14 protein-coding genes are annotated in these 12,093 nt (G+C 45.8%); all 14 read left to right on the top strand.

The features are described from left to right. The coding region (locus H8S54_RS11765) for a 3D domain-containing protein (RefSeq protein ID WP_186901546.1) at nt 1-845 on the top strand (845 nt) is incomplete at its 5' end. A gap of 196 nt (nt 846-1,041) precedes the next feature. Continuing rightward, nucleotides 1,042-1,731 (top strand): polysaccharide biosynthesis tyrosine autokinase, encoded by a 690-nt coding sequence (locus tag H8S54_RS11760; protein WP_021924942.1) that lies wholly within the window; start codon nt 1,042-1,044, stop codon nt 1,729-1,731. Between the two features lie 59 nt (nt 1,732-1,790). After that, nucleotides 1,791-2,522, top strand: a complete 732-nt coding sequence (locus tag H8S54_RS11755; protein WP_021924941.1) for a CpsB/CapC family capsule biosynthesis tyrosine phosphatase — start codon at nt 1,791-1,793, stop codon at nt 2,520-2,522. Nucleotides 2,523-2,580: 58 nt separating this feature from the next. After that, on the top strand, nt 2,581-3,315 hold the full coding sequence (locus tag H8S54_RS11750) for a YveK family protein (RefSeq protein WP_117854087.1): 735 nt from the start codon (nt 2,581-2,583) through the stop codon (nt 3,313-3,315). Between the two features lie 26 nt (nt 3,316-3,341). Further along, entirely contained in the window at nt 3,342-4,163 is an 822-nt protein-coding gene (locus H8S54_RS11745; protein ID WP_186901545.1) for an immunoglobulin-like domain-containing protein, read from the top strand. A gap of 44 nt (nt 4,164-4,207) precedes the next feature. Next, a complete protein-coding gene (locus tag H8S54_RS11740) occupies nt 4,208-5,626 on the top strand; it encodes a sugar transferase (RefSeq protein ID WP_186901544.1) in 1,419 nt (472 codons plus the stop codon). Then, nucleotides 5,623-6,543: an LCP family protein gene (locus H8S54_RS11735; RefSeq protein WP_186901543.1), complete on the top strand. Its 921-nt coding sequence runs from the start codon at nt 5,623-5,625 to the stop codon at nt 6,541-6,543. The genes H8S54_RS11740 and H8S54_RS11735 overlap by 4 nt, the downstream gene beginning before the upstream one ends. Before the next feature lie 104 nt (nt 6,544-6,647). Next, nucleotides 6,648-7,202 carry a phosphatase PAP2 family protein gene (locus tag H8S54_RS11730; protein ID WP_186901542.1) on the top strand — a complete coding sequence of 185 codons (555 nt, stop codon included), beginning with the start codon at nt 6,648-6,650 and terminating at the stop codon, nt 7,200-7,202. A gap of 109 nt (nt 7,203-7,311) precedes the next feature. Next, on the top strand, nt 7,312-7,983 hold the full coding sequence (locus tag H8S54_RS11725; protein WP_186901541.1) for a GTP pyrophosphokinase: 672 nt from the start codon (nt 7,312-7,314) through the stop codon (nt 7,981-7,983). A gap of 9 nt (nt 7,984-7,992) precedes the next feature. Continuing rightward, a complete protein-coding gene (gene rlmD / locus H8S54_RS11720; protein WP_117854075.1) occupies nt 7,993-9,159 on the top strand; it encodes a 23S rRNA (uracil(1939)-C(5))-methyltransferase RlmD in 1,167 nt (388 codons plus the stop codon). Between the two features lie 66 nt (nt 9,160-9,225). Next, a complete protein-coding gene (locus H8S54_RS11715; RefSeq protein ID WP_021924933.1) occupies nt 9,226-9,564 on the top strand; it encodes a DUF1622 domain-containing protein in 339 nt (112 codons plus the stop codon). Between the two features lie 20 nt (nt 9,565-9,584). Beyond that, nucleotides 9,585-10,196 carry a glycerol-3-phosphate acyltransferase gene (locus H8S54_RS11710; protein WP_021924932.1) on the top strand — a complete coding sequence of 204 codons (612 nt, stop codon included), beginning with the start codon at nt 9,585-9,587 and terminating at the stop codon, nt 10,194-10,196. After that, on the top strand, nt 10,193-11,320 hold the full coding sequence (locus tag H8S54_RS11705; RefSeq protein ID WP_117854072.1) for an MGDG synthase family glycosyltransferase: 1,128 nt from the start codon (nt 10,193-10,195) through the stop codon (nt 11,318-11,320). The genes H8S54_RS11710 and H8S54_RS11705 overlap by 4 nt, the downstream gene beginning before the upstream one ends. A gap of 56 nt (nt 11,321-11,376) precedes the next feature. Further along, nucleotides 11,377-12,081 (top strand): tRNA (N6-threonylcarbamoyladenosine(37)-N6)-methyltransferase TrmO, encoded by a 705-nt coding sequence (gene tsaA / locus H8S54_RS11700; RefSeq protein WP_330600178.1) that lies wholly within the window; start codon nt 11,377-11,379, stop codon nt 12,079-12,081. The last annotated feature ends 12 nt before the right edge of the window (nt 12,082-12,093 follow it).

Raw genomic sequence — 12,093 nt, 5'->3', positions numbered from 1 at the left:
TTGGTGAAGAAGCTGCCGTGCAGAATGTCAGTACAGTGAATAAGGAAGAAAATGCTTCCGGGGATGAGAACCCTAAGATCGAGGAATCCGAAGTAAGTGCAGTGAATGATACGGTTACTGTGGCCATAGATACCGATATTCTGGACTACCCGGGGAAAAAAGAGGGAAACATTATCGGCGAAGTCCTGGAAGGGGATGAGATCAGCCGTACAGGCACTATCTCGGATGCCTGGAGCCGTATCCTTTTTGAAGATGAAACAGGCAAAATGCAGACAGGCTACATTCCTACCTCTTATCTGGAAGGCTATGGAGAGAATTCAGGTACAGAGGAGAGTGCAGAGGCTGGCGTGATACATAAAAGTTCCGGAAAAGGCATTTTTGCCGATGCAGTAGAAGGGGTTACCCAGACTGGCGGTGATGAGGGCGTTATGGAAGGGGAAGCAGTGATGGCTTCCGCAGACAGTTCCCTTCGTTCTCTTGGCAATTTCATCATTACCCATTACTGCCCGTGCAGTATCTGCTGCGGACCCTGGAGAGACGGAATCACTTCCACAGGTGCAACGGCAGTGACCAACCGTACCATTGCAGTGGATCCTACTGTGATCCCATATGGCTCCAAGGTTGTGATCAACGGCCAGGTTTATGTTGCAGAGGACTGCGGCGGCGCCATCAAGAACAATCATATTGATATTTATGTAGGAAGCCATGCGGAAGCTGAGACCAAAGGCGTATATGAAACAGAAGTCTATCTGCTGGAAGAGGGACAGCCTGATGAGACAGAAGTCCAGCCAGATGAGGCAGAAGAGAGCACAGAGTCTGTTGAAGAGGAAACTCCCCAGGAGTAAGCAAAAAGAGTAAAAAGCTGTGAATCTTTTGTGAATTTTTGTGTATTTTAAGAACGAAAATGTACTAGCCAAGTACAGGGATATAGTGTATAATGTTTAAGCAGACCTTGTCATGCGTAAAAATGCTAGTCATAATTCGGGAAAAATCACATGACAGGTACTACAGGAGAACATAGAGATAAGGTGAAAACAAATTATGGTAAAAGTAAAAATTAGCGACTGGAAAGCTGATACATCCATGGATGAGGCCTACAAGGCACTTCGTACGAATATTCAGTTCTGCGGTGCCGATAAGAAGGTCATTGCATTTACAAGCTGTACACCTAATGAGGGAAAAAGTAATGTTACTTTCCACCTTGCAGCTTCCCTTGCAGAGAGCGGTAAGTCCGTGCTTCTGATCGATGCGGATCTTCGTAAATCCGTACTGATGGGACGTGTACATGTAGAAGAGGAAGTCATGGGTCTGACCCACTATCTTTCCAAGCAGGCCAAGCTTTCCGATGTAATCTGCGCAACAAATCTTCCGAAGTTTCATATTATTTTTTCCGGAGTTGTTCCGCCGAACCCGGCAGAACTTCTTGGAAGCCGTCTTTTTAAGGATATGATCCGTCTTGTGAGAGACGTATATGATTATATCATTGTAGATACCCCGCCTCTTGGCCGTGTAATTGACTGTGCAGTTGTAGCAGACTCCTGTGATGGAACGGTTATCGTAATCGAGTCCGGCAGCATCAGCTACCATTTTGTACAGGATATCAAGGGTCAGCTTGAGAAGACCAACTGCCCGATCATCGGTGCGATCCTGAACAAGGTAGACACCAAGGAATACGGTAAATACGGCAAGTATGGCAAATATGGCAAGTACGGAGAATATGGCAAGTATTAACCTTCTCTGTCCGGCTGAATGTCATATAAACAGAACAGTATAGAAATGGACCAGAATAAATGAAAGGTATTTATGATATTCACTGTCACATTGTTCCAGGAGTGGATGACGGTGCGGAGAATCTGAAGATGTCCGTCCGTATGCTTCAGAAGGAATATGATGATGGAGTACGGGGGATTATTGCTACCCCTCATTTTCGGTATGATATGTTTGAGCCTTCTATGGAACTGGTGAAGAAGCAGTTCCTGAGACTTCGGAAGGCGGCCAGGGAAATTGGCGATGAGGGAATTGAGATGTACTTAGGCTGCGAGCTTCATTCCAGCATGGATATGGCAGACTGCCTGAAGCGCGGTGAGCGGCTTACCATGGCTGGCTCACGGTATGTGCTTGCAGAATTTCGCACATCAGATGAGAAGTCTTATATCCGTGAAAGGATACAGGCACTGATCCGCAATGGCTATTATCCCATTGTTGCCCATGTGGAACGCTACCGTTCCGTAGTGAAAAGCGGAATTGACTTCATTGATGAACTTAGAGATATGGGCGCCTATATCCAGATGAACGCGGACAGCATCATCGGTGATGACGGTTTCATGGTCAAACGTTTCTGCAAGAAAGTAATGAAAGAAGAAATGCTTGATTTTGTGGGATCTGACGGTCATGATATGGGAAAGCGTACACCGCATCTGGGCAAAGCCTACGAGAAAGTTGCGAAAATGATGGGTGAGGATTATGCTGATATGATCTTTATCAGCAATCCGGAATGCATTTTGAACAACGAAAGATTTTAATACATATTTTTATGTAAAAGACAAGCCAAAGAAAATAACAGGGTAACGGAGAAAAAGAATGGAAAATCAGGTTACAAATAACAACGACGAAATTGAAATCGATTTAGGTGAAGTCTTTCACCTGGTAATCAGCAAGCTGGGCGTGATTATTCTTTCCGGTATTCTTCTGGGAGTCCTTTCCATTATTGGAACCATGCTTTTTATCACTCCCAAGTATGAATCTACCACGAAGATCATGGTGTTGAATAAACAGGACAATAATACGCTTACCAGTGCTGATATGCAGACAAGTACCCAGTTGACCAAGGACTACGCGGAGCTGATCCAGAGCCGTACCGTTCTTGAAGGGGTAATTGCACAGCTGAATCTTGATATGACCTATAAGGAAATGCTTAACAAGGTTTCTGTTGAGACATCCAGCGACAGCCGTATTGTGTCTATCAGTGTGACAGATGAAGATCCATATACAGCCAGCGAGATTGCAAATGCTGTCCGTGACATGGCAGCAGAGCATATTCAGTCAGTTATGGATATTGAGGCTGTTAATGTAGTAGATACTGCGAATATCCCAAATGAGAAAGCAAGCCCAAGCCTTGCAAAGAATGGTGTGATCGGCGGACTTCTTGGCGTGATCATTGCGATGGCAGCAGTCATCATCATTTACCTTACCAATGATACCATCAAGGTGGAGGAAGACGTAGAGCGTTATCTTGGACTTAGTGTTCTTGGAAGCATTCCGTTTTCTGAGAAGGAAAGCAGATCCAAGAAAAAGAAATCAAGAAAGCGTCGCTGATAAAATTTGTATAAGGAGCAGCAGATATGCGTAAATGGTTAGTAGTTTTGATGACGGCAGCAGCTGTGGGTGCAACCGGACTTCTTGGATGGATGTATGTGTCACAGGACCGCAAAGGCCCGGAAATCACCATTGATGAGAGCAAAAAAGGCAGTTATACCGAAGGAATGACCGCAGAAGAGCTTCTGGATGGAGTAAAAGCAACCGATGATAAAGATGGTGATGTGTCTGACACTCTGACTGTAGAGAATGTGTATCCCAATGAGCAGGGAGATGAAGTTACTGTTATTTATGTTGCCAAGGACAAGAGCAACAATGTAACAAAGGTAACTTACCATATGACTCCTGATGCACCGCTGTCAGGATTTACAGCAGGAACAGAAGAAGGCTTCACGGAAGGAAATGCAGATCGTACTTCAGCTGCCTCAAATACGGCAGGAACCTTTGGTACAGGTTCAGCTACAGGCAGTACTTCAGATGAGACGGATGATGCAGAAGGAACAAGCGACACTGCAGATGCAGCCGTTACCCCTGAAGCTGAGATGACAGAAGAAGAGAAAGCCCAGGAGCGTGAAGAGGCTAAGATCGACAAGCTGAGTCCTCAGGATCCTCGCTTTTATCTGACCACCTATTATGTAGAGATCAACAGAGGAACCCAGATCGACAGACTGAGCTACGTAAAGGACATTGAGGATGATGTGGATCAGACCAATGAGCTTTACCGCAAGATCCAGATCACTGGTACGGTTGATGTATATACACCAGGCACTTATGAGCTGACTTACTACGTTGTCGACTCCAATGGAAATGCATCCAATGGGGCAGTGCTTACAATTGTAGTGAAATAAAATACACACACCCACATTTTTTATGCGGGGAGGGGCAAAGAGAAATGTATAAAAAAGAAAATAACAGCTGGTTAAAGCATATTGATTTTGTTATACTGGATATCCTGTGCCTGCAGCTTGCATTTATTCTGGCGTATGAAATTCGTGTTGCAAAGGGAATTCCTTATCTGAATCCATTGTATGAGAACATGGCATTTGTTCTTGTGATTTTTCAGCTTCTGGTTTCATTTTTTGGGGAGAGCTTCAGCGGCGTGCTGCGAAGAGGCTTTCTAATAGAAATGAAATGTATGATCGAACACGAAATCTGCGTCATGCTTCTGGCTGTGCTTTATCTGTTTATGAGCCAGCAGGGAGTGATGTATTCCAGAGGGGCATTTACGATTATGTGTACGCTGTACTTTTTTATAGCGTATGCAGCCCGTATCGGATGGAAGAAAGTGATTCGTTCCAGGAAATTTGCAGAAGGTGAGAAACGTTCCATTTTAATTATTACGACAGATGCGGAAGCGGCGAATGTAGTGAAGGCATTGCGCGGCGATTCCTACGGAACTTATCATCTGGCAGGAGTTGCGCTTCTTGACAAGAACAAGACTGGCAGTATGATCCAGAGTGTTCCTGTGGTTGCAGGTGCTGATGATGTGACTGCTTATATTCACAAAAACTGGGTAGACGAAGTCTTTTTCGCACTGCCGGAGCATGTGGATATTCCGAAGAAGATCATGAAGGACTGCAACCGCATGGGCGTTGTCACCCATGTACAGCTTGCCGCTTTGAATGAACTGGGCAAGAATCAGGTTGTAGAAGAGATTGCAGGATATATGGTACTGTCCAGCAGTATTAACATTGTATCTTCCTGGCAGCTGCTGGTGAAGAGGCTTATGGATATTGCAGGCGGTCTGGTAGGATGTATTTTTACCGGAATCATTTACATATTCATAGCACCGATCATGAAGGTGAAGTCCCCGGGACCTGTATTCTTCTCACAGGTTCGTATGGGAAAGAATGGCAAGCCATTTAAGATCTACAAATTCCGTTCCATGTATATGGATGCAGAGGAGCGGAAGAAAGAACTGATGGAGAAGAACAACATCAAAGACGGTCTTATGTTTAAGATGGACGATGACCCGCGAATTATCAAGAGAATCGGTCATTTTATCCGCAAGACTTCTCTGGACGAGTTCCCGCAGTTCTGGAACATCTTAAAAGGCGATATGAGTCTTGTAGGAACAAGACCGCCGACAATGGATGAGTGGGATAAATATGAGCTTCATCACAGAAGAAGACTGGCAATCAAGCCGGGACTTACCGGTATGTGGCAGGTAAGCGGACGAAGCGAGATTACAGATTTTGAAGAGGTTGTAGAACTGGATACCAAGTACATTGAGCAGTGGTCAATCGGACTGGATATCAAGATTCTGTTTAAGACCGTAACGGTTGTTTTTACAGGGAGCGGAGCAAAATGAGATCCTCTATTTGGAAGAAAGGCCTTATTTGTCTGAGTGCAGTAATGCTTCTGGAATGCCCGGTTGGAGCACTTCCAGGAACTGCATATACAGCGAAGGCCGAAGAAACAGATGATAAGACAGACACCAGCAATATAAAGAGTATTTTGCTGATCGGACAGGACAAACGGGAAGGACAGTCCCGCCAGCGTTCTGATTCCATGATTCTTGCAACACTGGATAAAGATCAGAAGACCATAAGCCTTACTTCTTTTATGAGAGATCTTTATGTGGCAATTCCTGGATATTCCAGCACAAGGATCAATGCAGCTTATGCATACGGCGGCATGGATCTTCTGGATGAGACACTGACTCAGAATTTTGGAGTAGAGATTGACGGAAATGTGGAAGTGGACTTCGAAGTATTCCAGGTTCTGGTAGATAAGGTTGGCGGAATTGATCTGGAGCTTACCCAGGCAGAAGCAGATTACATCTGCGGACGTGACCAGAGTGTTCTTTATCCGCAGCCTCTTCGTACAGACTGGAACCTTCAGGAAGGCATGAACCATCTGGACGGAGAGCAGGCACTGATCCATGCGCGCAACCGTTCCATTGGCAATTCCGATTACCGAAGGACTGAGAGACAGCAGGAAGTGCTGATGGCAGCCTTTGAGAAAGTGAAGGACTTAAGTGCTTTTTCCATTGCAGGTCTTGTGAAGGATGTACTTCCTCTTGTTACTACAGATCTGTCTTTCACAGAAATCATCGGATATGCTATGGATGTGATGAGTATTGGAACTGGTGATATCGCCACCTACCGGATTCCGGAAGATGGTGCATACACCCCGCAGACCATAAGCGGCATGCAGGTTCTGGTACCGGATCTTGAACAAAATCGGAAATACCTTCAGCAGGTTTTGTATCACGCTGAAGCATAACTATGAAATCTTTTGGGCGGTTCGTTGGAACCGCCTTTTATCATAAGGGCACAAAAAAGGGATGAATTCTTTTGGGTGCGAGATCATAAAGGAGGCAGATGCAGATGGGAATTCTGGAATGGATTCAAAATATAGATGCGCAGATCCTGCTGTTTATCCAGCAATATATCCGGCAGGATATGATGAACTGGTTCTGGAAGGGCATTACATTTCTGGGGGATGGAGGCTGGTTCTGGATTGTGCTTGGTGTGGTCCTTCTGATACCGAAGAAAACAAGAAAGTCCGGTTTTACCGCCCTTCTTGCACTGATCATCGGATCGGTAATCACCAATCTGGTGCTGAAAACTGCGGTGGCAAGGATTCGCCCCTATGATGCAGTGGAGGGGCTGGTTCCCTTGGTGAAGAAACTGGGAGATTACTCCTTTCCCTCCGGCCACACCTGTGCTTCTTTTTCCTGCGCAGTTGTATATTATAAAATGTATCCGGATATAAAAGGAAAGGGAGCTATGGTACTGGCCGTGCTCATTGCGTTGTCAAGACTTTATGTGGGCGTACATTATTCCACCGATGTTCTGGGCGGCGCTATAGTTGGATGGCTGTCAGCCATTCTGGCACTTAAAATATCTGTATTTACGGAAAAGAAAAAGGCGGCAGTTTAACAGAGATTTTACCTGCGTCAGACGATTGTCCGATATCTGACATGGTATCATTTCGCTGCTGCCTGTGAAGCAGGCAGCCATGACGCTATGAAGGAGAAGCAGATAAAATATGAGGGAACCTAAAAAGACAGAAGAAAAACCAGCTGCAGTGGAGGAAGCGCAGCTGATTGAAAATATTAGAAAATCCATGGAAAAGGACCAGTATTATCTTCTTTGCCAGTATGCTATCAGCATTGTGGAGGCGAAGGCGAAGATCATAGATGAGCAGCTTTCCATGAAATATGGCAGAGAAATTATGAGAAGCGTAAGCGGCCGGGTAAAATCTCCGGAGAGCATTTATGCCAAGCTCATGCGGAAAGAACTGCCTGCAGATCTGGAAACTGCAGGGAAGAAGCTGAATGATCTTGTAGGCGTGAGGATTGTCTGTCTGTTTCTGGATGATGTGTACGAGATTGCGGAGATTCTGAAGAAACAAAGGGATGTAACCCTGGTAAAAGAGAAAGACTATATTGCGAAGCCGAAGAAAAATGGCTATATGAGTCTGCATCTTATTGTTGACATTCCCATCTATTTCGGGGATAATTTTCAGAGTAAACGAGTGGAAATCCAGATCCGTACTCTTGCCATGGACTTTTGGTCTGTGCTGGAATACCAGCTGATGTACAAGAAGAATCTGTCCGGAGCGGAGAAAATCGGAAAAGAACTGAAGAATTATTCTGAAGAGGTTGCGAATCTGGATCAGAAAATGATGAAACTGAGAAACAAAATAGATAAAATATAAGGAGCATGTATGGAGGAAAAGAAAAACGCACAGAAAGTCTGTCCGTATGCCAAAAAGTGCGGCGGATGCCAGTATCAGGGAATTCCTTACCCCGCACAGCTGAAGAAAAAACACAACCAGGTGCAGAGCCTTCTGAAAAGGTTTGGAACTGTGAAACCGGTAATTGGGATGAAGGATCCCTATTTTTACCGGAATAAGGTTCATGCTGTATTTGACCGGGACAGGAAGGGAAATATTATTTCCGGAATTTATGAGCAGAATTCACATAGAGTGGTTCCCATTGACCAGTGTCTGATCGAGGATGAAAAAAGCCAGGAGATTATCCGCACCATCCGTGGAATGCTGAAGTCTTTCAAGATTAAGACCTATGATGAGGATACCGGATACGGACTGCTGCGTCATGTGCTGGTTCGAAGAGGCTTTACCAGCAATGAAGTGATGGTAGTGCTGGTTGTGGCGTCCCCGATCTTTCCTTCTAAGAACAACTTTGTGAAAGCGCTTCGCAAGGTACACCCGGAAATCAGTACAGTTGTGCTGAACATCAATGACAAGAACACAAGCATGGTTCTCGGAGAACGAGAGATCATTCTCTATGGAAAAGGCTTTATACGGGATACCATCTGCGGCAAATCCTTCCGTATTTCTGCCAAATCCTTTTACCAGGTGAATCCGGTGCAGACAGAGATCCTTTACAAAAAGGCGGTAGAGTTTGCAGGACTTACAGGGAAAGAGAAGGTGATCGATGCTTATTGCGGAATCGGAACCATCGGTATGATCGCATCAGATAAAGCCAAAGAGGTGATCGGGGTAGAGCTGAATAAGGACGCTGTACGGGATGCAAGAATTAATGCCAGAGAGAATAAGGTAGTAAATATTTCCTTCCGCCAGGGGGATGCCGGAGAATTTATGGAAGCGATGGCAGCGGCAGATGAAAAGGCGGATGTGGTATTTATGGATCCGCCCCGTTCGGGAAGCAGTGAAAAATTCCTGAATTCCGTAACCCGCCTGGCACCCAAAAAAATCGTCTATATTTCCTGCAATCCGGAAACACTGGCAAGAGATCTTCTTTTCCTTACAAAGAAAAATTACGTAGTAAAAGAGATCCAGCCTGTGGAAATGTTCTGTTTTACAGACCATACAGAAGTGGTGACCTGGCTTGAGAAAGCTGCCCGTTAGAGCGGGAAAAAGGCTTTTTGCAGGACAGGATGTTCGGCATAGTTTGCAGAAAAGAGGTACTTTAAGATGGCAGAGATAACTGGAACAATGGAATGGATCCTGGAGAATATTGCAGGCCTTGCCATTGTGATCTTTGAATTTATCGGCGTGGCAATTATTATCTGGAGCGGTATTACCGGATTTCTCAAGTGGCTGAAGCACGACAGCAATACCGGCGTGTACCTTGCAAGAGGGCTTGCCATGGGATTGGAATTTAAGATGGGAAGCGAGATCCTGCGTACGGTTGTGGTACGGGAATGGAAGGAAATCGGCATTGTGGCGGGAATCATAGCCCTGCGTGCGGCGCTGACCTTCCTTCTTCACTGGGAAATCAAGGAAGAGGAAAAAAGCAGCGGACACAAGTGATTCTAATCAGGTGAAAAACAATGGAAAAAATTTATTTGTTCTACATGGTCATGGGATTTTGTCTGGGCAGTATTTTGTTTGCCTACGAGATTCCCAGAATGGTAAAGCATGTTGATATCCGCCAGATTTCTGAGGACGGAAACCCTGGAACCTTCAATGCGTTTGCGGCAGCGGGAGTGGGATGGGGAATCCTGGTGCTTCTTGCAGAACTGCTGAAAGGTTTTTTTCCCGTATATTTGTGCAGCAAAAGAGCGGGGCAGGATTCCCTGCTATTTGCGGGAGTGCTGGCTGCGCCTGTGTTTGGCCATGCCTTTTCCATTTTCCATAAGGGAAAAGGCGGTAAGGGAATTGCAGTCAGCTTCGGCGTGCTGCTTGGACTTCTTCCATGGTGGACGCCTGTGCTGACCCTGGCTGGCTTTTATATTTTCTTTTCCCTTGCAGTTCCGGTGAAATCCCATCTGAAAAGAAGCATTATTACCTTTGGCTGTTTCGGCGTGGCTTCCCTGTTTCCACAGTGGGAATTTTCTGTAAGAATGGGAATTCTGCTTTTGTGTATGGTGGTGGTGTATAAGCATGTGGAGGCTGCCAGAGAATTAGAGTTTGCAGACAAAAAGAAATGGAGAATCCAATGAAAGCGTTGATTTTATCCTGCAACACCGGAGGCGGACACAACTCGGCAGGCCGTGCTATTGCAGAGGCTATGACCTGGCGGGGAGATGAAGCCTATGTGCTGGATTATCTTACTCTTGCAGGAGAGGGTGTATCCAGAATTGTAGGGGACGGATACGTCCAGATCGTCAAGAAAACGCCCAGACTTTTTGGAATTGCATATAAGCTTGGAATGGGCGTAAGCCGCATTACCCGGAAATCCCCAGTTTATTATATGAACGGCCGCATGGCCAAATATCTGAACCAGTACATCCAGGAAAATCCAGTGGATGTGATTGTAATGCCCCATCTTTACCCTGCGGAAACCATTACGTATATGAAGCGAAAAGGCATGAAGCTTCCTCTCACTGTGGTAGTGATGACCGATTATACCTGCATTCCCTTCTGGGAAGAGACAGATGCGGATTACTATATCACTCCTCACGAAAACCTGATAAAGCCCTGTGTGAAAAGAGGGCTGAAAGAAGAAAAGCTGATCCCTCTTGGAATCCCTGTGTCCAGAATCTGCAGGCGTGAAATTTCCAAGGAAGCAGCAAGAGAGATGCTGGGTCTTAAAAAAGATGAGAAATACATTCTGGCAGCCGGAGGCAGCATGGGCGCCGGAGATTTGAAGAAGCTGGTGGCGTGCATTCTGAAATCAACGAAGGAGGAAAAGCTGATCATTGTCTGCGGAAACAACGCCAAAGTAGAATCTCAGCTGAAAAAAGCCTTTTCCTCCTGTGACAGGGCAAAAATACTTGGCTATACTACACAGATGAATCTGTATATGAAAGCCTGTGATGTCCTTTTTACCAAGCCGGGAGGGCTGACTTCCACAGAAGGGGCAGTTGCGGGGATCCCCATGGTTCACACAGAACCCATTCCGGGATGTGAGACTGCCAACCGCAAATTTTTCGGAAGGCTTGGAATGAGCGTTTCTGCGAAAACGATAAAAGGACAGGTGCAGGCTGGCCTGAAATTGCTTTCTGACAAAGAAGCAGCGGATGAAATGATTCGAAGGCAGCAGAAAAATATCAACAAAATGGCAGCAGAAGATATCTGTGATTTTATAAAAGGAAAATTAACAGATGAAAAGGCACTGCTATAAAGTCCATATAGCAGATACTTGATTCGAGCGTTAAAAAGAACAGGAACCAGAGAATTATGGAAATGAAAGTAATCGCCCACATAAAAAGTGACTTTCCCACCAAGTTTGGGATTCCTCACCAGAGCGGCAGGATAAAGGAACTGAAGGCGGAGATTGTATTCGAGCCGGAATATCAGGTGGCGGAGGCCTTCCGGGGAATTGAGGAGTACACCCACCTGTGGCTGATCTGGGAATTTTCCCAGGCAGTGCGAAAGGACTGGTCGCCTACCGTGAGACCGCCAAGACTTGGGGGAAATACCCGAAAAGGCGTTTTTGCCACAAGATCCCCTTTTCGGCCCAATCCCATCGGCCTTTCCAGTGTGAAGCTGGAAGGCGTGGAATTCACCAGCCAGGGGCCAGTCCTTCATGTGTCCGGTGCGGATCTGATGGATGGGACGCCGATTTATGACATTAAGCCTTATCTTGCCTATGTGGACAGCCACCCGGAGGCTTCCGGGGGCTTTACAGACCAGATACAGGATCATAAGCTGAAGGTGGATTTTCCTGCGGGGCTTCTGGAGCAGGTTCCAAAAGAGAAAAGGGCGGCACTTCTGGCCGTTCTTGCAAATGATCCAAGACCAGGCTATCAGAAAGCTCCTGACCGGGAGTACGGAATGTCCTTTGGAAATCAGGACATTCATTTTAAGGTGGATGGAGAGCTTTTGCGGGTAATTCGTATTGATAATGAAAAAAAACTTGCAAAAAGTCGGATTTTCTCATAAAATGGAGAAAAA

It is taken from the genome of Blautia segnis (assembly GCF_014287535.1).
Taxonomy (GTDB): domain Bacteria; phylum Bacillota; class Clostridia; order Lachnospirales; family Lachnospiraceae; genus Blautia_A; species Blautia_A acetigignens.
Note: the sequence above shows the minus strand (reverse complement) of the source record. Positions and strands in the feature narration are given on the sequence as shown.